Annotated in this window: 18 protein-coding genes; 8 read left to right on the top strand and 10 right to left on the bottom strand. The window is 55.9% G+C overall.

Annotated elements, in window-relative coordinates; genetic code table 11:
- The first annotated feature begins 26 nt into the window (after nt 1-26).
- Complete coding sequence (locus AC2FAP_RS08240; protein ID WP_020883436.1) at nt 27-470, top strand: YcgN family cysteine cluster protein; 444 nt, start codon at nt 27-29, stop codon at nt 468-470.
- A gap of 27 nt (nt 471-497) precedes the next feature.
- On the opposite strand, the gene dsbB is transcribed toward AC2FAP_RS08240, so the two are convergent.
- Nucleotides 498-1,028 carry a disulfide bond formation protein DsbB gene (gene dsbB, locus AC2FAP_RS08235; protein WP_020883437.1) on the bottom strand — a complete coding sequence of 177 codons (531 nt, stop codon included), beginning with the start codon at nt 1,026-1,028 and terminating at the stop codon, nt 498-500.
- A gap of 143 nt (nt 1,029-1,171) precedes the next feature.
- On the bottom strand, nt 1,172-2,710 hold the full coding sequence (gene nhaB / locus AC2FAP_RS08230; protein WP_020883438.1) for a Na(+)/H(+) antiporter NhaB: 1,539 nt from the start codon (nt 2,708-2,710) through the stop codon (nt 1,172-1,174).
- Nucleotides 2,711-2,911: 201 nt separating this feature from the next.
- Between nhaB and fadR the strand changes: the two genes are divergently transcribed.
- Nucleotides 2,912-3,631, top strand: a complete 720-nt coding sequence (gene fadR / locus AC2FAP_RS08225; RefSeq protein ID WP_025203875.1) for a fatty acid metabolism transcriptional regulator FadR — start codon at nt 2,912-2,914, stop codon at nt 3,629-3,631.
- A 67-nt stretch (nt 3,632-3,698) separates the two neighbouring features.
- Here fadR and AC2FAP_RS08220 read toward each other — a convergent pair whose 3' ends face one another.
- Nucleotides 3,699-5,231, bottom strand: a complete 1,533-nt coding sequence (locus AC2FAP_RS08220) for a SpoVR family protein (RefSeq protein WP_020883440.1) — start codon at nt 5,229-5,231, stop codon at nt 3,699-3,701.
- 321 nt (nt 5,232-5,552) lie between these two features.
- Here AC2FAP_RS08220 and AC2FAP_RS08215 point away from each other — a divergent pair, with 321 nt between their 5' ends.
- Complete coding sequence (locus AC2FAP_RS08215; protein WP_020883441.1) at nt 5,553-6,851, top strand: D-amino acid dehydrogenase; 1,299 nt, start codon at nt 5,553-5,555, stop codon at nt 6,849-6,851.
- Between the two features lie 9 nt (nt 6,852-6,860).
- Nucleotides 6,861-7,931, top strand: coding sequence for a catabolic alanine racemase DadX (gene dadX, locus AC2FAP_RS08210; RefSeq protein ID WP_025203876.1), 1,071 nt, complete (start codon nt 6,861-6,863; stop codon nt 7,929-7,931).
- A gap of 60 nt (nt 7,932-7,991) precedes the next feature.
- Here the strand turns inward: dadX and AC2FAP_RS08205 are convergent, their stop codons facing one another.
- Together AC2FAP_RS08205 and ldcA are read right to left on the bottom strand one after the other, a co-directional pair.
- Nucleotides 7,992-9,725: a potassium/proton antiporter gene (locus tag AC2FAP_RS08205; RefSeq protein WP_014170573.1), complete on the bottom strand. Its 1,734-nt coding sequence runs from the start codon at nt 9,723-9,725 to the stop codon at nt 7,992-7,994.
- A 96-nt stretch (nt 9,726-9,821) separates the two neighbouring features.
- A complete protein-coding gene (gene ldcA / locus AC2FAP_RS08200; protein WP_485452904.1) occupies nt 9,822-10,736 on the bottom strand; it encodes a muramoyltetrapeptide carboxypeptidase in 915 nt (304 codons plus the stop codon).
- Between the two features lie 107 nt (nt 10,737-10,843).
- On the opposite strand from ldcA, the gene emtA reads away from it, so the two are divergent.
- Nucleotides 10,844-11,455, top strand: coding sequence for a membrane-bound lytic murein transglycosylase EmtA (gene emtA, locus AC2FAP_RS08195; protein ID WP_449541745.1), 612 nt, complete (start codon nt 10,844-10,846; stop codon nt 11,453-11,455).
- Nucleotides 11,456-11,492: 37 nt separating this feature from the next.
- On the opposite strand, the gene ycgR is transcribed toward emtA, so the two are convergent.
- Nucleotides 11,493-12,224, bottom strand: coding sequence for a flagellar brake protein YcgR (ycgR, locus tag AC2FAP_RS08190; protein WP_020883443.1), 732 nt, complete (start codon nt 12,222-12,224; stop codon nt 11,493-11,495).
- 207 nt (nt 12,225-12,431) lie between these two features.
- On the opposite strand from ycgR, the gene AC2FAP_RS08185 reads away from it, so the two are divergent.
- Together AC2FAP_RS08185 and AC2FAP_RS08180 are read left to right on the top strand one after the other, a co-directional pair.
- The gene (locus AC2FAP_RS08185; protein WP_010432765.1) at nt 12,432-12,686 is read left to right on the top strand and encodes a GlsB/YeaQ/YmgE family stress response membrane protein; all 255 of its coding nucleotides are present in this window, start codon (nt 12,432-12,434) and stop codon (nt 12,684-12,686) included.
- 111 nt (nt 12,687-12,797) lie between these two features.
- On the top strand, nt 12,798-14,900 hold the full coding sequence (locus AC2FAP_RS08180) for a TonB-dependent siderophore receptor (protein WP_449541744.1): 2,103 nt from the start codon (nt 12,798-12,800) through the stop codon (nt 14,898-14,900).
- Nucleotides 14,901-14,972: 72 nt separating this feature from the next.
- Here the strand turns inward: AC2FAP_RS08180 and AC2FAP_RS08175 are convergent, their stop codons facing one another.
- Nucleotides 14,973-16,658, bottom strand: a complete 1,686-nt coding sequence (locus AC2FAP_RS08175) for an alpha,alpha-trehalase (RefSeq protein ID WP_228176649.1) — start codon at nt 16,656-16,658, stop codon at nt 14,973-14,975.
- A 362-nt stretch (nt 16,659-17,020) separates the two neighbouring features.
- A complete protein-coding gene (locus tag AC2FAP_RS08170) occupies nt 17,021-17,977 on the bottom strand; it encodes an AraC family transcriptional regulator (protein ID WP_421513922.1) in 957 nt (318 codons plus the stop codon).
- Nucleotides 17,978-18,092: 115 nt separating this feature from the next.
- Between AC2FAP_RS08170 and AC2FAP_RS08165 the strand changes: the two genes are divergently transcribed.
- Nucleotides 18,093-19,280 (top strand): MFS transporter, encoded by a 1,188-nt coding sequence (locus AC2FAP_RS08165; protein ID WP_032678410.1) that lies wholly within the window; start codon nt 18,093-18,095, stop codon nt 19,278-19,280.
- A 70-nt stretch (nt 19,281-19,350) separates the two neighbouring features.
- On the opposite strand, the gene gap is transcribed toward AC2FAP_RS08165, so the two are convergent.
- The gene (gene gap, locus AC2FAP_RS08160) at nt 19,351-20,361 is read right to left on the bottom strand and encodes a type I glyceraldehyde-3-phosphate dehydrogenase (protein ID WP_040017756.1); all 1,011 of its coding nucleotides are present in this window, start codon (nt 20,359-20,361) and stop codon (nt 19,351-19,353) included.
- Nucleotides 20,362-20,439: 78 nt separating this feature from the next.
- A complete protein-coding gene (locus AC2FAP_RS08155; RefSeq protein WP_449541743.1) occupies nt 20,440-21,420 on the bottom strand; it encodes a GlxA family transcriptional regulator in 981 nt (326 codons plus the stop codon).
- Between the last annotated feature and the right edge of the window lie 57 nt (nt 21,421-21,477).

The following is a 21,477-nucleotide window of genomic DNA, read 5'->3' as shown; positions in this document are numbered from 1 at the left end:
CTCTCTTTTGACGTGTGGACATCCTGATGAACAACATTCCTTTCTGGCAAAGCAAAACTCTCGACCAAATGACAGACGTGGAGTGGGAATCGTTGTGTGACGGTTGCGGGCAGTGCTGCCTGCATAAACTGATGGATGAAGATTCGGACGAAATCTATTTCACCAACGTTGCCTGCAAGCAGCTGAACATCAAAACCTGCCAGTGTCGCAACTATGAGCGTCGCTTCGAGTACGAGCCGGATTGCATCAAGCTTACCCGTGAGAACCTGCCCACCTTCGAATGGCTGCCGCATACCTGCGCCTATCGTCTGCTGGCGGAAGGCAAAGACCTGCCAAAATGGCACCCGCTGCTGACGGGCTCCAAAGCGGCGATGCACGGTGAACGCATCTCTGTGCGTCATATTGCGGTGAAAGAGTCAGAGGTACAGGACTGGGAAGATCACATCATGAATCATCCCAACCGTGGATAAGAAAAAACCCGCCGAAGCGGGTTTTTTTTACCTGCCAAACAGGTCGCGTTTCTTGGGTTTGAACGGTTGTGCGATGAGCACCAGCAGCGCCACAATGAAGTAGGCCACAAAAATCCCCACCAGCCACTGCGGCATCTCAAGGCTCAGGAATTCCCACTGGCGCACAGAGCAGTCACCGGAAGCAACAAACACCTGCGGCAGCCACTTATCAAGCGGCAGCCAGCTCGGGAAGCGGGCGGCGAAATCGCAGGTCATAAAAGGTGACGGATGCAGTTGCATCATGGTGTGCTGCCAGGAGAGCTCAATACCTTTCCAGGCGCTGTACAGCCAGATGGCAATTGCGGCATAGCGTAACGGCGATTTAGGGGCAATCGCACCCACCAGACCCGCACCCATAATGCCGAACAATGCACAGCGTTCGTAAATACAGAGTACGCAAGGCTGAAGTCCCATCACATGCTGGAACCACAGCGCGACCATTTCCAGCGCAAAGGCGGTCAGGGCCATTAACAACCACGCTCCGCGACCGCGAGAGCACTGGTTTAAAAATCTCAACATAATCATTTCCCTGGAACATGCTTAGAAAGCGCAGTGTAAACGAATTCGTTTTTCGCGCCACCTGTACCTGACGAAATAAAACGTAATTGGATGTTTATCGTGCGAAAAGGTAAACGGGCAGCAAGCTGCCCGATATATCAGGTTTACTGCGCGGCAAGTATACCCGCTTGTATCAACCATTGCGTACAGGGAATAAGGGTAATTTTGACGCAAAGCAATCCTACAAGCGTGAGCACCAGCGTATAGGGAAGCGCCATCCAGACCATTCGCCCATAAGAAAGACGTATGAGTGGAGCCAGCGCAGAGGTCAGCAGGAACAGAAACGCTGCCTGACCGTTGGGCGTCGCCACCGACGGCAGGTTGGTCCCGGTGTTAATTGCCACCGCCAGCAGTTCGAACTGTCCGGCGCTGATGACGCCTTGCTCCATGGCCGTTTTGGCCTCGTTGATGTAGACCGTGCCAACAAACACGTTATCCGAGATAGACGACAGCAGCCCGTTAAACAGATAAAACAGCGAAAGCTGAGCATCCGGTGCCGCCTGCAAGACAAAGGTAATGATCGGTGCGAAAAGCTTCTGGTCGATGATCACCGCGACGACCGCAAAAAAGACGGCCAGCAGGGCGGTAAAGGGCAGGGCTTCCGTAAAGGCTTTGCCAATCGCATGCTCATCCGTCACGCCGGTAAAACTGGTGGCGAGAATAATCACCGACAGGCCAATTAAACCGACTTCGGCAAGATGAAACGCCAGCGCGGCGATAAGCCAGACGCCAATGACGCCCTGTGCAATAAGACGCAGCGTCTCCTGCCGTGTCCGCTGGCTACGGCTTTGCTGGTCGAATTTCTGCAGCTCCTGACGCACGGGCGCCGGAATATGCGCGCCATAGCCAAAGAGGCTGAATTTCTCCACCACCACACAGGTCGCCAGACCGCACACCAGAACCGGTATGCTCACCGGTGCCATTCGCAGGAAGAAATCACCAAAATGCCAGCCCGCAGCTTTAGCAATAATCAGGTTTTGCGGTTCACCCACCATCGTCATCACGCCGCCCAGGGCGGTCCCCACGCCGGCATGCATCATCAGGCTGCGCAGGAAGGCGCGGAACTGTTCCAGCACCTCGCGGTGGTCATTATCGACCTGGCTGTCATCAAGCAGGTCATCGCCGGGACGTGAAGAGGCCACCCGGTGATAAATACCATAAAACCCGACCGCGACGCTTATCACCACGGCGACCACCGTCAGCGCATCCAGGAAGGCTGAAAGAAATGCCGCAGCCACGCAGAAAGCCAGCGACAAAAGCGTTTTTGAAGGAATGCTCAGCAGCAGGCGGGTAAAAATAAACAGCAGAAGCTGTTTCATAAAGTAGATGCCGGCCACCATAAACATCAGCAGCAGAAGCACTTCAAGGTTTGAGGCCAGTTCTGCTTTTACATGCTCGGCGCTGGTCATGCCAATGACAACCGCTTCAATGGCCAGCAAACCGCCAGGCAGCAGGGGATAGCACTTCAGCGCCATGGCCAGGGTGAAGATAAACTCCGCGACCAGCAGCCACCCGGCTATAAACGGGTGCACAATAAAGATGAGAGGATTAACAACCAGGAACACCAGAAGTATCAGCTTGTACCAGTCGGGAGACTGGCCTAAAAAATTGCGCCATAACGCGCGCCCAAAAGAAATTTCCACGACAGACGTTCTTCCCCGTGAAGTAAAACAAAACATCAGTATACGCAAAAATCACGGTCTGGAGGGGGATTCGGCTGCAATGTAAATTTCATAAAAATGAAACGGCGATCCCTCTTTTCTCTCACTGCTGCGCTATCTGCCTCTGCGAGCCTCTGGTATGATGAGTGCAATTTGCTAAAGCTGTGTAATGGAAATCTCACTATGGTCATTAAGGCGCAGAGCCCGGCGGGTTTCGCGGAAGAGTACATCATTGAAAGCATCTGGAATAATCGTTTCCCTGCAGGGTCCATTCTTCCGGCTGAACGCGAACTCTCTGAACTGATTGGCGTCACTCGCACCACGCTTCGGGAAGTGCTCCAGCGACTGGCGCGTGATGGGTGGTTGACGATTCAGCATGGCAAACCAACAAAAGTAAACAATTTCTGGGAAACCTCCGGGCTGAATATTCTTGAAACGCTGGCGCGCCTCGATCATGAAAGCGTGCCGCAGCTGATTGATAATCTGCTCTCCGTGCGTACCAATATCGCTACCATCTTTATTCGTACGGCTTTCCGTCAGCACCCGGAAGATGCGCTCCAGGTTCTTGCCAGTGCCAACCAGGTGGAAGACCATGCGGATGCGTTTGCCACCCTTGATTACAACATCTTCCGCGGCCTGGCGTTTGCCTCCGGTAACCCGATTTACGGCCTCATCCTTAACGGCATGAAAGGGCTCTATACCCGTATCGGTCGTCACTACTTTGCCAATCCGGAAGCCCGCAGTCTGGCGCTGGGCTTTTACCACAAGCTGAGCGAGCTCTGCTCCACCGGTCAGCACGATCAGGTGTATGAAACCGTGCGCCGCTACGGCCGCGACTCAGGTGAAATCTGGCACCGGATGCAAAAAACACTGCCGGGTGACCTGGCCATCCAGACCCGCTAAAAGAAAAAACCTCTCAGCTGAGAGGTTTTTTTTCGCCCTGACGCGGGCGTTTCGGTTCAGGCAGGCACTACAGCGTATTCATCCGCGTCGGGCAGCGCTCCAGCAGCTCCACGCTACCGTCTTCATTCTGCTGCTCCAGCAGCACGTCAAAGCCCCACAGGCGGTGCACATGCTTCAGCACCTCTTTGCGCCCTTTATCCAGCGGGGCACGGTTGTGCGGGATGTAGCGCAGCGTCAGAGAGCGGTCACCGCGGAGATCCACGTTCCATACCTGAATATTGGGTTCAAGATTGCTCAGGTTGTACTGGGAAGAGAGGCGAGAGCGGATCTCCCGGTATCCCTCTTCGTTATGAATCGCTGAAATTTCCAGGAAATTGTTACGGTCATCATCCAGCACGGTGAAGAAGCGGAAATCGCGCATGATCTTCGGCGACATAAACTGGCTAATAAAGCTCTCATCCTTGAAATCGCGCATCGCAAAATGCAGCGTTTCCAGCCAGTCCGAACCGGCAATATCAGGGAACCAGTATTTGTCCTCTTCCGTTGGCGACTGACAGATACGTTTGATGTCCTGGAACATCGCAAAGCCGAGGGCATACGGGTTAATGCCGCTGTACCACGGGCTGTTGTAAGGTGGCTGGAACACCACGTTGGTATGGCTGTGGAGGAATTCCATCATAAACCGTTCGGTGACTTTCCCCTCGTCATACAGATGGTTGAGGATGGTGTAATGCCAGAATGTCGCCCAGCCTTCGTTCATCACCTGCGTCTGTTTTTGCGGATAGAAGTACTGGCTGACCTTACGCACAATGCGCAGGATCTCACGCTGCCATGACTCCAGCAGCGGCGCGTTCTTCTCCATAAAGTAGAGCAGGTTTTCCTGTGGCTCAGACGGGTAGCGGCGCGCCTCAGCGACAGCTTTCTCTTCTTCACGCTTAGGCAAGGTGCGCCACAGCATATTCACCTGGCTTTGCAGATACTCCTCGCGGCTTTTCTGCCGGGCTTTCTCCTCCTGCAGGGAAATTTTCTGCGGTCGTTTGTAGCGGTCTACGCCGTAGTTCATCAGCGCATGGCAGGAGTCGAGCAGTTTCTCCACTTCATCGACGCCGTAGCGCTCTTCGCAGTCGGTAATGTATTTACGGGCGAAGATCAGGTAATCGACGATCGAGCTGGCGTCCGTCCAGCTGCGGAAAAGATAGTTATTCTTGAAGAAAGAGTTGTGCCCGTAGCAGGCATGCGCCATCACCAGCGCCTGCATGGTAATGGTGTTCTCTTCCATCAGGTAAGCGATACACGGGTTGGAGTTGATGACGATTTCATACGCCAGCCCCTGCTGGCCGTGTTTATACAGCCGTTCCGTTTCAATAAATTTTTTACCAAACGACCAGTGCGGATAATTGATCGGCATCCCGACGCTGGAATAGGCATCCATCATCTGTTCGGAGGTTATGACTTCAATCTGGTGAGGATAGGTATCCAGGCGATAGAGTTTTGCTACCCGGTCGATTTCAGCGAGGTAGACATCCAGCAACTCAAAGGTCCAGTCGGGTCCATCGCTGAGACGTGTGTTGTCCTTGTTCAGGGAATCAATAGTAGCCATTAGCGCGCCCTCGTTGTGGGTGCTCTCTCTGTCTGGAGAGCCTCCTTTCAAGCATAGATCAACGTGTTAAAAAGCGTGCTGGAGCAGAAATTTTTTCTTTACGATTTCCCGTTTTCAATACGGTAAAAAAAGCGGTTCACGCAGAGTTTTATGCTGGTTAAAAATAACGCGCAGCAGGAGATCCCAAATAAGTCCTTTCCCCGCCAGTAGGGGAAGATGTGAGATAAGTCACCATAAAAAAGTCGTATGTTGAATAATATTTTCAACTAGGTTATCAATCTGTAATTAGAAGATTGTTCTTTTGCACATTATGGAGTGGCTATGCGTGTTGTCATACTGGGAAGTGGTGTGGTTGGCGTAACCAGCGCCTGGTATTTAAGTCAGGCGGGGCATGACGTTACCGTTATCGATCGTGAGCCAGGCCCTGCGCTGGAAACCAGCGCGGCGAATGCCGGGCAAATCTCTCCGGGCTATGCGGCACCGTGGGCGGCTCCCGGTGTGCCACTGAAGGCGATTAAATGGATGTTCCAGCGCCATGCGCCGCTGGCCATTAGCCTCGACGGCACGCAGTTCCAGCTTAAGTGGATGTGGCAGATGCTGCGCAACTGCGACACCCGCCATTACATGGAAAACAAAGGGCGTATGGTGCGTCTGGCGGAATACAGCCGTGACTGCCTGAAAACCTTGCGCGCCACCACAGGCATCGAGTACGAAGGCCGTCAGGGCGGTACGTTGCAGCTGTTCCGCACGGCGCAACAGTACGAAAACGCCACCCGCGATATCGCCGTGCTGGAAGATGCCGGTGTTCCGTACCAACTCCTCGAGGCCAGCCAGCTGGGACAGGTTGAGCCAGCGCTGGCGGAGGTGTCCCACAAACTGACGGGCGGCCTGCGTTTACCCAACGATGAAACCGGCGACTGTCAGCTCTTTACCCAGCGTCTGGCGCAGATGTGCGAGCAGGCAGGGGTAACATTCCGCTTTAACACGCCCGTCGATAAATTGCTGTCGGAAGGCGGTAATATTTACGGCGTGAAATGCGGCGAAGAGGTGATCAAAGCGGATGCCTACGTCATGGCCTTTGGCTCTTACTCCACCGCCATGCTGAAGGGCATTCTGGACATTCCGGTCTATCCGCTGAAGGGGTACTCCCTGACCATCCCGGTGAAAGAGGACAGCGGTGCACCCGTCTCCACCATTCTGGATGAAACCTATAAAATCGCCATTACTCGTTTCGACAACCGTATCCGCGTAGGCGGCATGGCGGAGATTGTCGGCTTCAACACCGAGCTGCTGCAGCCGCGTCGTGAAACGCTGGAGATGGTCGTGGGCGATCTCTTCCCACGCGGCGGTTTTGTCGAGCAGGCCACGTTCTGGACCGGTCTGCGTCCAATGACGCCAGACGGCACGCCGATTGTGGGCCGCACCCCGTTCAAAAACCTGTGGACGAATACCGGACACGGCACCCTCGGCTGGACAATGGCCTGTGGCTCAGGTCAGCTGTTGAGCGACTTGATTTCCGGGCGCACCCCGGCAATTCCGTTTGACGATTTAAGTGCCGCGCGCTATCAATCTGGGTTCACCCCCTCGCGTCCACAGCACCTGCACGGCGCGCATAACTAAGGAGTTGTCATGTCCCGTCCTGTTCTGGCTCAGCTGGACTTGCAGGCCCTGAAGGATAACCTGCAGATTGTTCGCCGTGCTGCGCCAGGTTCACGCGTCTGGTCGGTGGTGAAAGCGAACGCCTACGGCCACGGTATTGACCGCATCTGGAGCGCGCTCAGCGCGACCGACGGTTTTGCGTTACTGAATCTGGAAGAGGCCATTTTGCTGCGCGAGCGTGGCTGGAAAGGCCCTATCTTATTGCTGGAAGGGTTCTTCCATGCCGACGATCTACCGTTGCTGGATAAGTACCGGCTGACCACCAGCATTCACAGCAACTGGCAGGTTAAAGCCCTGCAGGACGCCAGACTGCATGCTCCGCTCGACATTTATCTCAAGGTGAACAGCGGCATGAACCGCCTGGGCTTCCAGCCCGAGCGGGTACATACGGTATGGCAACAGCTGCGCGGCATCAAGAATGTGGGCGAAATGACGCTGATGGCGCACTTTGCCGACGCGGAAAAACCCGATGGCATCGCCGAGGCGATGGTGCGGATTGAGCAGGCGGCTGAAGGTCTGGCGTGTTCGCGCTCGCTCTCTAACTCGGCGGCCACGCTGTGGCACCCGGAGGCGCACTACAGCTGGGTACGCCCGGGGATCATTCTGTACGGCGCGTCACCGTCAGGGCAGTGGCAGGATATTGCCAACAGCGGCCTGAAACCGGTGATGACCCTGCGCAGCGAAATCATCGGCGTACAAACGCTGAAGGCCGGTTCCACGGTGGGCTACGGCAGCCGTTACCGGGCGACAGGCGAACAGCGAATTGGCATTGTGGCGGGAGGCTATGCCGACGGCTACCCGCGTATCGCTCCGACCGGCACGCCGGTGTGGGTGGATGGTGTTCGCACGGGTACCGTGGGGACGGTCTCAATGGATATGCTGGCGGTAGACCTCACGCCGTGCCCGCAGGCGGGGATTGGTTCACCGGTTGAGCTGTGGGGAAATGAAATTAAAATTGACGATGTGGCCGCTGCTGCAGGGACCGTTGGCTATGAGCTGATGTGCGCTCTGGCGCCGCGCGTACCGGTTGTGACGGTGTAACTATGCGATGTGCCGGGGGGCGATAACGCCTTCCCCGGCCAGTAAGACACGAAACCTAAACTACTCTGACTCTTCTTCCATCGGCCTTACGCCGACTTTGCGTACCGCGTTATCTTCTTTCTCGGCCACCGTCCAGATCATCCCGGCAAACTCAACCTGGTCACCAACAACGGGTGCTGCGCCAAGCAGTTGCTGGATAATTTCCCCCAGCGTTTGCTGCTTATCGCGATACTCCAGCCCTTCATCCAGACCGTAAATCAAGGCAACATCCGCAAATTTGGCGCTCGCTTCCAGAATAAAATCGCCGAAGAAACGCTGATCCAGCGCCACCGGTGGCGACTGGCTGAACAATTTACCCAGCGCGGGCAGGTCGCGCTCGCGGCCAATCACGCACAAAATATCCCCTTCACGCAGACGGGTGCTGCCGGTAGGGTGAAGCAGAACATTGTCGCGGAACAAGGCGGCAATCCGCGTTTCGGCGGGCATATGCAGATCGCGCAGCGACGCGCCCACGCACCATTTGTCTTCGCTAAGCTGATACACAAACTGTTCCCACGGGTTTTCCGGATGAATATCCAGCCCGACGCGGGAGACGGGCCAGCCAACGGGGGGGATCACCACTTTTGCCTTTTTCGCCGCCCAGCCGAGTGACGTGCCCTGGAACAGGAGTGAAATCAAAACAACGAAGAATGCGACGTTGAAGAACAGTCGGGCATTATCCAGGCCCGCCATCATCGGGAACACGGCAAGGATAATCGGCACCGCGCCGCGCAAACCCACCCAACTGATAAAGATACGCTCGCGCAGGTTAAAGCCGCGAAACGGCAGCAGGCCTGCAAACACCGACAGTGGACGGGCGAAGAAGATCATCCATGCCGACAGCATCAGCGCCGGCACGGCGATAGGCAGCAGGTCTGAAGGGGTAACCAGCAGGCCAAGCACCAGGAACATGCCAATTTGCGCCAGCCAGGCCAGTCCGTCGAAGTTCTGCAAAATGGCGTGACGGTTGCGAATAGGGCGGTTACCCATCAGGAAGCCGCAGAGGTAGACGGCAAGAATGCCGCTGCCATCCAGCGCGGTGGTGACGGCAAAAATCAGAATGCCGCCGCTCAGCGCCAGCAGAGGGTAAAGCCCGGCCGGAAGTGAAATCCGGTTGATCATCTGCTGCAGCAGATAGCCGCCGCCGAGGCCAAGAATAATCCCCAGACCAAACTGCTGCAGGATATGCCAGGCAAACATCCAGCTCAGCCCGCTTTCGTGCTGCTGGATCATCTCAATCAGCGTGATGGTGAGAAACACCGCCATGGGATCGTTACTGCCGGATTCAATCTCAAGCGTGGAGCCAACACGTTCGTTAAGCCCTTTACCGCCAAGCAGGGAAAAGACCGCCGCCGCATCGGTTGAACCGACAATAGCGCCAATCAGCAAGCCTTCCATGATATTGAGATGGAACAGCCAGGCGGCCATCATCCCGGTCAGGCCTGATGTGATTAATACGCCTACGGTCGCGAGCGACAGCGCCGGCCCTAAGGCGACGCGGAACGAGCTCGCCTGAGTGCGCATCCCGCCGTCCAGCAGGATCACTGCCAGCGCGAGGTTACTCACCATGTAGGCGAAAGGGTAGTTATCGAAAGGAATACCGCCGATGCCATCGATGCCAGCCAGCATGCCGATAGCAAGGAAAATAACGAGAATAGGTATGCCGAGACGCGATGAAAATGAACTTAATAATATACTACAGGTTACAAGCACAGAACCCAGAATGAAAAGGCTGATTATCGCTGCGGCATCCAATGTTGTCTTACTCCCACCTCAATGTTAACGCTGTTACTAAAACCCTAACATATTAACCACGGCAACAGCGTTTTATTAAGGGGTTTAACGGCTTTTTTATGCCTTTATGACCGGATGACCGCTTATTGTTAACCGACTGCCTGAATCATCATGTATCAGGGACGCATGTGCCCCCAGCGCAAGGGTTACGGTTTGTTGCTCATGGCCAAAATCCAGACCGGTGATAACCGGGATATCGAGACGGGAACGAATGAAATCAACCATCGTTTCAAGGGAGTAACCGGCGTCGTAATCATTGGGTGCCGCACCGCTAAAACTGCCCAGCACGATTGCAGACTGACGTTCAAGGATCCCGGCATGATAAAGCTGCAATAACATGCGCTCGACGCGGAACGGATGTTCGTTAATATCTTCCAGCACCAGAATACCGTCTTCGATGTCCGGCAGCCACGGCGTACCGATGAGCGAGACCAGCATTGCCAGGTTACCACCCCAGAGCTGGCCTTCACAGGCCCAGTGCTGCCCCTGGCCTTGCCACGTTATGCTGTAGGTGGGGTTTCGCAGGGCGCGCCAGAAATGCTCAAGGGTAAACGCATCGAGCGCCGGCGCACCAAAATTTCCGGCCAGCATCGGGCCGCTGAAGGTAATGACGTTATGCAGCGCCAGCAGCCCAAGCTGGATCACCGTGAAGTCGCTGTGGCCGCATATCAGCAGCGGATCCTGCTGTTGACGCTGTGCCAGACCTTGCCAGTCAATACTCTCCAGTAACCGGCTCGCGCCATAGCCCCCCCGCACCGCAAGCACGATCCGATCCTCACCCTTCAGGTTCACCAGGCTGTTGATATCATTCAGTCTCTGGGCCTCGGTTCCGGCAAAACGCTGCTGGCGGCGAGGGATAATCGTCTGATTTTCTACTTGGTGGCCGAAGCCCAGTAAGCGCTGAACGCCCCGTTGTGCCGCGTCCTGATTGATGCAGTAGCCCGACGGTGCGATAAGATGAAACTGAGACATGGCAATTCCTTGCTGAATGAGAAACTAATTGTCTATATCATGCCGCTTATACGCTGCCCGCTTCAAGGGGCGGCGCACTGCGATGACCGGCTATAAGGATAGATGACGTGAAATTGAGATGGTTTGCTTTTTTGATTGTGTTGCTTGCGGGCTGTAGTTCCAGACATGACTATCAAAATCCGCCCTGGAACCCGGAAGTGCCGGTGAAACGGGCCATGCAGTGGATGCCGATCAGCGAGCAAGCCGGGAAGGCATGGGGCGTCAGTCCGCGTCTTATCACCGCGATCATTGCCGTTGAATCCGGCGGTAATCCCACGCTTGTCAGCAAATCAAACGCAGTGGGGCTGATGCAGCTTAAAGCGTCTACCGCAGGTAAAGAGGTCTACCGCTACATGGGCTGGAGGGGTCAGCCGTCGACCAGCGAGCTGAAGAACCCGGAGCGTAATATCTCCATGGGGACAGCCTATCTCAGCATTCTGGAGCATGGCGTACTGAAGGGCATCGACGACCCGGAAGTGATGCAATACGCGCTGGTGGTCTCTTACGTCAACGGGGCCGGGGCGCTGTTGCGAACCTTCTCCTCTGACCGTAAAGAGGCGATAGAAGAGATTAACGGCATGGACAAAGATGAATTCGTTGAACATGTGGCGAAAAATCATCCGGCACCACAGGCTCCGCGTTATATCTGGAAAGTACAGAAAGCGATGGATGCCATGTAATGCCGCAGGCGGGCGGCGGTCACGCTGCCCGTTTTCCTCACAGAACTTTATTCGCACGTTCCCGTGCTTCGCGCTCCAGTGCAAAGATAATGCGCTGCAGTTCGCGCTCTGAACCGGGTCCGACGTTCAGGAAACGGAAACTCAGACGTGGCGTGGTAATCGTTTCGTTTTTGCTGTCCACCACCTTCCGCTCGCTGATGGCAATCAACTGGGCATCAAAATAAAACCGTCCCCAGCCGGCCATATCCAGTTCAATTTGCGAGAATCGCATGCCTTCGACCAGTCCGTCAGGTTTCGGCGTATCCATCAGCGCGCCCATACCGCCCAGCGACAGGTCGAAGAGGCGGAAGCGGAGCTCTTTTTTGTCCGGCATTTTAGCCTTACAAAAATAGGCAGGGTGAAGGGGGGCGCTGATGCGGAAATATTCCCGGCGCTGCACAAACCACAGGTTGGCAGGCAGCGGTGTGACAAATGCGGGAAGACCCTGGTATTCGCTCATCTCAAGGCGCGGGAGCACAAATTCCACTTTTGCACCGTGGGTCTCTGCCATCACCGCGAGTTTCTCTGCTTTCAGTGCGGCGCGGTTTTCATACTCCTGACTGCCCAGATCGATAACCAGTCGCTCCTGCGAGACGTCGAGGATCTTGCTGATGAACTGATTGTTTGACCAGCTGATGCGCAGCGGCACTTCACCTTTTTGCAGGTCACGCAATACCCCTAATACAGCCAGCGGATTTTGCTTGAGGAACTGCTCACTGTAATTACTCACGCCGGATGGCTCCTTGATAGATGACAGACTGTCTTTGCGTTATCGGCACTGCACAATGAAACTTAATACAAACCGATGAGTTTTTTTTCAGATTGCAGAGAAGATAAGTCGGTGAGATGAAATTAGTTTTCCAGGGATGACCTATACTTAAGTTACCTGCGCAGAAGGTTTTCTGCGCATGCATTAAACCTGCAAGAGGGCATCGCTATGGGTATTATCGCCTGGATTATCTTTGGTCTAATTGCTGGCGCTATCGCTAAACTTATCATGCCGGGAAATGATGGCGGCGGCTTCATACTGACGTGTGTGCTCGGTGTCGTGGGGGCGGTTGTAGGCGGCTGGCTGGCGACGATGTTTGGCTTTGGTGGCAGCATCAGCGGTTTTGACCTGCACAGTTTCCTGGTGGCTGTCGTGGGTGCCATTGTGGTGCTGGGCATTTTCAGGTTACTGCGACGGGCATAACTTCACTAAAACGGCTCTCAAGGAGGGCCGTTTTTTTACGTGCATATTGATTTGCTAATCGAAATGATAATAATTGTCGTTCCTGATTACATTTAATCACAAGACGACTTTATGAACCCCTCTCGTTTCACGTTATGCGCGTTGGCAGGAGCCGTGACGCTGGCATTGCAGGTACAGGCGTTTGCCGAAGAATCAACCATCGTAGTTACGGGCTCAGAGCAGGGCAGCGTACTGCCCGACTGGACGAACAGCGCAACCAAATCAGCCGTTGCCGAGAGTAAAACCCCGCAGGTGATCAATACCCTGTCGGCACAGGAAATCGATAAGCGTCACGCGAACTCCGTGAATGAGATCCTGCGCTATGCACCGGGTGTGTCGACCGAGGTGCGCGGAAACACCTCCTACATGAGCGAATATAAAATTCGCGGATTTACCGTCGATCAGGAGTTCTACAACGGGCTGCAGTTACCCTATAACGTCACCGGCAATACCAAAGCCCGTATCGATCCGTTGTTGGTTGAGAGCGTTGATATCCTCAAAGGTCCCTCATCGGTACTGTACGGCGGTGCCTCGCCGGGTGGGCTGGTGAATATTCAGAGTAAAAAACCGCAACAAGCCGCCCGGACCGAACTGGGTTTTAACACCGGCAACCGTAACCTGAAAGAGGGGTATCTGGATTCGACCGGGCAAATTGCCGATAGCGACTGGAACTACCGTCTGCTGGGGAAAGCGACGGAAAGTGACGATCAGCCGCACACCTCCCGGTATGAAAACTACCTGGTTGCGCCGTCTGTCACCTGGCAACCGGACAACAAAACGCGTCTCACCCTTGATGCGCTGGCGCAAAACTCCCCAAGCCTGACGCCGTCTAACCCGCTGCCGCTCGCCTGGCTGCGTTCGAAATATGCGGGCAAGCGGGATTATGCCGGCGACGAATGGAGCGGGTTTAAACAGCGCCAGTGGATGCTGGGTTACAGCTTTGAACATGAGTTTGACAGCGGCTGGGGCTTTAACCAGAAGGCGCGCTATTTTGACATCGATACCCACCAGCGCAGTATTTATGCAACCGGGCCGGGCAGTGAAGTCAATCAGCTTAACCGCTTTGCCTACACCACGGATGAAGATCTCCGGAGCTTCAACATTGATAATCAGGTGACCAAAACCGTTGCGCTGGGTGAGTGGAAACACCATCTGCTGGCCGGGTTTGACTACCAGAAGTTGAATTCCCACTTCCACTACCGCTATGCCTCGACAACACCGGGGATTGATATGCGCAATCCGGACTATTCACAGGTCCATGAGGATGCGCTGGGGCTGTATACCGCGCAGAAAAACCGTCTGAGCTATCAGCAGAATGGGTATTACCTGCAGGATCAGGTGGAGTTTGGCGGCTTAAATCTGTTGGGCAGCCTGCGCTATGATGATTATCGCTCCGTCACCACCGATTATCTGCATAACGGCGACAAGGCGTGGGTATCGCAGGATCGTGTTACCAAACGACTGGGCGCGCTCTACGCCTTCGACAACGGTCTCTCTCCGTTTGTCAGCTATTCAGAAGGGTTTGCCCCGATCTCGCCGCAGGGAACCCTGACGGCGAAAGAGGTCAAGCCGACCACCAGCAAGCAGGTGGAGGGCGGGGTGAAATATCTGCTGGCAGAGTACGCCACCACCTTTACCGCCTCAGTGTTTACTATTCGCCAGAAGAATGTCGTTACCTCCGATCCCGGCTTCCTGAACTATCGTCAGACCGGCGAAGTGGAGTCTAAAGGGGCGGAGTTGTCTGTGATTGGCCGTCCGACAGACAATCTGAACCTGATTGCCAACTACGCATACACTCACGCCATCAATACGCAGGACGATAAGTATCAGGGCAAACGCCCTACGCAGGTGCCGGAAAATGCATTCAACCTGTGGGGGGATTACACCTTTGAGAATACGCCACTGAAAGGATTGATGCTGGGGGCCGGGGCGCGCTACACCGGGCCGATGGAGATTTCACCGGCGAACGACGCGGGTAAACTTGGTGGCACCACGCAGTACGATCTGGCGGCATCCTATCGGATGGGCGAAATTCTACCTTCGCTTGAAGGGCTGACCCTGAAAGCGAGCGCGCAGAACATCACCAATAAAGAGACGTTGACCTGTTACGATGCGACCAACTGCTGGATTGGACGTGACCGAACCTATCAGTTAGGCGCGAGCTACAGCTTCTGACGCCCTGTTAAACCCCGTAAGACGGCCCATTCACCCTTTCCCGGTGGGAGAGGGTGAGGGAATGCGGCCGCTTTATTGCGCCGTACTTTTCGCTGGTGCGACAGCATCGTTTGCCGCCGGCTGATTCTCCGGCACGCTGTCGCACGGTTTCTCTTTCGGACACACCAGATCCAGCATTTTCAGCGTCACGCCGTTGCTCCAGCCGAAGCCATCCTGCAGCGGATATTCGCCGCCGCCGCCCCCTGTACCGGTACTCGAAACGTCGTACTTCTCTACCAGCTTCTGTTCGCGGTCATAGGTATGCTGAACATTTTTCAGGAAGCGCCAGGTCACATCCATTGCCACCTTATCCTGCCCGTAATTCTGCAACCCTTCCGTCGCCACCCACTGCAGCGGTGCCCAGCCGTTAGGTGCATCCCATTGCTGGCCGCTGTTGATGGTGGTGGTGGAAATGCCGCCCGGTTTGAGCAGGCGTGACGATGCCGCTGCAGCGACCTTATCAGCGCGATCCTGCGAAGCCGCCTTCACATAGAGTGGATAAAGTGCGGCTGCCGTAAGCTGATTACGCACCTTTTTACTCTTAAGATCGTAATCCGCGTACCAGCCCTCTTTATCATTCCACAGATGGCTCTCGATCGCTTTCTGACGCGCGGTCGCCAGCGCGTCATACTTGCTGGCAGCGGAGGTATCGCCGGATGCCTGGCTTGCCCTGGCCAGCAATTTTTCCATCTTAAACATCAGGGCGTTAAGATCGACAGGCACAATGCTGGTGGTGCGGATCGTGCCCAGTTTTTGCGGATCGTCCATCCAGCGGGAGCTAAAGTCCCAGCCCGAGGCGGCCGCTGAGCGTAAATCGCGGTAGATCTCCGTGGCCGGTCGGTTAGGATTGCTTTTAGCGGTGGTCATATCGTCGAGCCAGGATTCAGGACGCGGCGTATCGCGGTCATCCCAGTAGCGGTTGAGCACTGAGCCATCGTCCAGCTTCACCACACGTTTGTTGGCTTGTCCGGCCTGCAGCGTGTCGGCCCCCTCCATCCAGTAGGCGTACTCTTTCTCCATTTGCGGACGGTATTTCTTCAGCGCATCGCTGTCATGGGTCGCCAGTAACTCGACCATCAGCGCGAAGAACGGAGGCTGGGAGCGGCTCAGGTAGTAGCTGCGGTTGCCGTTCGGGATATGTCCCCAGCTGTCCAGCTCGTAAGCGAAGTTGTCCACCATATCGCTGATTTTGTCCCAGTGGCCACTCTCAGCCAGCCCTAACATGGTGAAATAACTGTCCCAGTAGTAGACCTCGCGAAAACGTCCACCAGGCACGACATAGGGTTTAGGCAGCGGCAGAAGGGAATCCCACTTATTACTCGCTTTATCGGTGGTGCGGGTCAGTACGGGCCAGAGGTCATCAATGTGTGCACGTAAAGTTTGCCCGGCAGGCGGGACGTATTTTTCACCCTCCGCTGGCAGCGTAAAGTTCATTTCCACAAAGTGCTTCAGATCGAAGCCAGACTGGGTGCGCTGCATCCGATAATCCGCCAGAATCATCAGCGGATCGCTTTTCGGCACGGCGTCAGCAAAGGTCTTTTGATCGGGAAACAGTTTGGCACTTTGCACATCATTAAAGAGAGGACCAAGTAAAATATCGGGGGAGCTTGTCTGGGTGGTGAGGTGTTCTTCCGCATAACCCCATGTTGTCACACCGAGTAACGCGCCGCCCAAAGCCAGGTGCAAAAGAGCAGGGCGTAGTGTACGAGGTCTTATCATCGGTTCATCTCCTGTATTCGCTGAGCAGCGTTGCCGCTGTTATCAATCACCTGAAAACCTTAGACGAATATTGGCCGCTTCGCGTGTCGAATATCCCATTTTGCGCATAACCAGACAATTTACCGTCTGGTTATGCGCCGTAAGGGATTGGGAGAATTTGCTATCTCGATGAAAGGTAATTCTTTTTTATGATAAATAATTATATTGCTTTTAATTTAATCAATGGGCGCAAATCATGGCGCGATAATAATATGCGCGGAATGCTCTTTTATTCCGTAATAGCGCCAGGTGCTCCCTTAGCACGCCCCATAATTAAATCGCGAAAGGCGACTGGCAAAAAATACGTATCGCTAACGCCTGGCTCAGACCTCTTCCGGGGTCTGGCTGGTCTCGCGCAATGTGCCCGGCGCATGCCCAATAATGCGCTTAAATGCCCGACTGAACGCGGCCAGTGAACCGTACCCCAGGCGCAACGCGACGGTTTCAATAGGCTGGTTTTCGTGGCGGATGTACTGAATGGCCAGCCGCATCCTCAGTTCGCTGAGATATTTTGCCGGTGTGGTTCCCGTGGCCGCCAGAAAACGTTCAGCAAACACGGAGCGGGAAGTGCCCGCTTCTTTCGCCAGATCCGCCACGCTCCAGTTCAGGCCTGGCTGCTGATGCATGGCGTAAATGGCCCGGCTCAAACGCGGGTCGCGCAATACCTGCACCCAGCCGGTAGCTTTGCCGCAGCCTCCTTCAACCCAGCCACGCACGATCAACGCGGCCACCACGTCGGCAAGTCGCGCGAGGATCCCGGCGAACCCGGCCTGGCGGGTCATTGATTCCCGCTCCATCGCTGCCAGCAGCGGATGAATTTCCGGCCATGTGGACATCAGCCGGCTCACCATCATCACTTCCGGCATCGCCTTGATCAGCGGCTGCATCCCGCCCAGTTCAAAATCCATGCATCCACTGAAAATGATGGTGTTCTCGCTTTCCGGACACGGCTCACAGGTGATCGCGCAGACCGAACCGCAGATAGGCTCGCTGGGGAATGCACTGACCGGGGTAATGCTGGCGTGCTCGTCAGAGAGCAGGGCATGGGCGTTGCCGTTCGGGATAAAAAGGGCGTCACCGCCATTCAGCGTGAAGGTGGCGCCACTCTCCATACGCAAAAGGGCGCTGCCGTGGCTGACAAAATGGAACTGGGCTTTGCCGGGCGCCTGGTGAAACGCCACGCCAAACGGCGCGCTGGCCTCAATTCGACGGTATTTCACGCCCGACAGGCGCATGCCGCGCAAAAGTTCGCTGATCAAATCGGGTGACTGAGTGGTCATGACGCAACTCCGGACGAATAATCAATAAGAGGAGATTATATGTCATAGATCGTCCAGGGTGAACCCACTATGCTTTTGCGACAGTTGTCACATTTTTATAACGGGAGAACAACAGATGAATTCATGTGTCGTGGCGAGAGAGGCGGTCACGCCTGCAAAACCCGCCTGGCGAGCCGTCTACTCACTGGGGCTCGGCGTATTCGGCCTGATCACAGCAGAATTCCTGCCCGCCAGTTTGCTGACGCCGATGGCCGCGAGCCTGGGGGTGTCCGAGGGGATGGCCGGACAAGCGGTGACGGCCACTGCGCTGGTGGCGCTGGTCACCGGGTTGCTCATCACGCCGGCCACCAAAAATATCGACCGTCGCTGGGTATTGATGTTCTTCTCGGTGCTGCAGATCATCTCCAGCCTGCTGGTGGCTTTTGCGCCCACGCTGCACGTCCTGCTGATGGGCCGGCTGTTGTTGGGTGTGGCGATCGGGGGATTCTGGGCGATGTCGACCGCCACGGCGATGCGCCTGGTGCCCGCCGATAAAGTGCCGAAAGCGCTGGCGGTGATCTTCTCCAGCGTCTCGATTGCGACGGTGGTAGCGGCGCCGTTGGGAAGCTATCTGGGTAGCCTGATTGGCTGGCGTAACGTCTTTATTCTCTGCATTCTGCCGAGCATGCTGGCGCTGCTGTGGCAGCTCTGGGTACTGCCGTCCATGAAGCCAGAAAGCAGCGGCAGCCTGAGTACGCTGTTCCGCGTGCTGCGTCGTCCGGGGATGATTGGCGGCATGCTGGCGACCATTCTTATCTTCAGCGGCCACTTTGCCTTCTTTACCTACCTGCGTCCGTTCCTTGAAACGGTGGGGCAGGCGAGCGTGGAGAGCATCTCGCTGATCCTGCTGGGCTTTGGGATTGCCAACTTCATCGGCACCTCCGTCGCCGGGCATCTGCTGGCGCGTAATCTGCGCCTGACGCTGGCACTGGTACCGTTCGCGATGGGCGTGCTTGCTCTCACCATGGTGGCGTTTGGTCATCTGGCGATGCTGGACGGGTTACTGGTCGCGCTGTGGGGATTTGCGTTTGGTCTGGTACCGGTGGGCTGGTCAACGTGGCTTGCCACCACCGTGCCGGATGAAGCCGAAAGTGCGGGTGGTCTGCTGGTGGCCTCTATCCAGCTGGCGATAAGCGCCGGTGCGGCAGTGGGCGGGGCGGTATTCGACCTCAACGGTGCCAGCGGCGTCTTCGCGGGCAGCGGTTTCCTGCTGGTGACGGCCATGGTAATTGTGTTTATGGGCGTGAAAGTCAAAGCAGAGTGACGAACGCGTGCCCGGTCAGCGAAAGGCTACCGGGCAGCGACACCCACTCAGAGTGGGTGCAGGGGGAAGGTTACAACCCTTTCTTATCCATCAGCACCGCCAGATCCACCAGACGGTTTGAGAATCCCCATTCGTTGTCATACCACGCCAGGATCTTCACCATTTTGCCGCCAATCACGAGGGTGGAGAGCCCGTCGATAATTGACGAGCGCGGGTCGCCCTGATAATCACTGGAAACCAGCGGTTCATCGCTGTAACCCAGAATGCCTTTCAGGGGGCCACTGGCAGCGGCTTTCCGGAAGGCGTCATTCACCTCCTCGGCGGTAACGTCACGGCTCAGGGTTACCGTCAAATCCACAATCGACACCACCGGAACCGGCACGCGCAGGGAATACCCGGTCAGTTTACCGTCAAGTGAGGGGATCACTTTCCCCAGCGCTTTCGCCGCACCGCTGGAGTAAGGCACAATCGACAGCGCTGCCGCACGTGCACCGCGCAGATCCTTCTCTGGCTGATCGTGCAGTGCCTGACTGTTGGTATAAGCGTGCGTGGTGTTCATCAGGCCATGCTCAATACCGAACTGCTGATGCAAAACCTGAGCGGCGGGGGCCAGGCCATTGGTCGTACAACTGCCGTTACTCACTACGTAATGCTGAGCCGGATCGTACTGTTCATGGTTGACGCCCATGACCACCGTCAGGTCATCGTTTTTGCCGGGGGCAGAGATGATGACGCGCTTAGCCCCACCGTGCGTGATATGCACGGCTGCTTTTTCCCGTTCCGTAAAGAAGCCTGTGGCTTCTATAACCACGTCAACGCCGGCATCACGCCACGCGATATTCGCCGGATCGCGTTCGCTAAAGACGACGATCCGCTGGCCATCGACCTGCAGCGCACCGTCCGCGGCTTCAACGGGAGCCGGCAGCGTGCCGAGAAGGGAATCATGTTTGAGCAGATGGGCGAGGGTTTTGCTGTCCGTCAGATCGTTAATTGCCACAATCTGCACATCCGGGTTACCCAGCGCCGCGCGCAGGAAATTACGTCCGATACGGCCGAAACCGTTAATGCCGACCTTAACCATAGTGCACTCCTTATCTCTGTTGTCTGGAGTCACTGTAGGCGTCAGGCCGGATGGCGTAAACGACAAAAAAGGATCACATTATGCCATTTTGCGACAGTGGAAGCGCTGACGATACTCGCCAGGCGTGAGGTGGAGTTGTTTCTCAAAGACGCGACGCAAATTGATGCTGCTGCCAAACCCGCTCTGCTCAGCAATGCGTTCGAGAGGGTCGCTGGTCTGTTCAAGCAGTTGCCGGGCGGCGGCAAGGCGTGCTTCGGTGACATAACGCGCCGGAGAGGCGCCTGTTTCACGGGTGAACACGCGGGTGAAATTGCGTGGGCTCATCGCCGCTTTTTGCGCCAGATTTTCCACGCACAGGTCAGCGGTCAGGTTCTCCAGGATCCAGGTTTGCAGGTCGCTTATCGGGCCGGAGGTGCCGGGCTGCTGAAGATTATAGCGACTGAACTGCAGCTGCCCGCCGGGGCGGCGCAGATACATCACCATATCCTGCGCCACCTCGCGAGCGAGAGTAAAACCGTAATCGTCTTCCACCAGCGCCAGGGTCAAATCAAACCCGGAGCTAACCCCACCGGAGGTCCAGATGGGACCGTCCTGAATATACAGCGGGCCACCTTCCACATGGATGGCCGGGTACTGGGTTTGCAGGGTCTCCAGCAGCCGCCAGTGGGTGGTTGCCCGGCGTCCATCAAGCAGGCCGGTCTGGGCCAGCAGCATCGCGCCGCCGCAAATGGAGGCTATCCGCCGCGCGTGTGGCGCAGCCAGGTGCAGCCAGTCCACCACCGCCGTGCTCTCCTGCTCGTTCATTCCGCGGCCGGTGATAATAATCGTATCAAGCGGTTCACGCGGATCCAGCTCCGGCAGGCGATAATCCGCCAGCAGATTCAGGCCGGACTGGCCGTGGATCACCTGGTGAGACTGGGTGGTGGCGATGATAATGCGGTAACAGGGATGGGCTAGGCCTTCCGGATGCAGCCGGTTCGCCTGCATCAGAATGTCTGCGATACCGGCGGCTTCAAACAGCATGCCGCCGTCAGGGACGATAATCAGAATCTTCTTCATGTCCTGAAAAGTACCTTTATTGCAAAATAAGTCAAGCTGCGAACGAGAGGGATATCT

The organism is Enterobacter cloacae complex sp. 394I7 (genome assembly GCF_057320345.1).
Note: the sequence above shows the minus strand (reverse complement) of the source record. Positions and strands in the feature narration are given on the sequence as shown.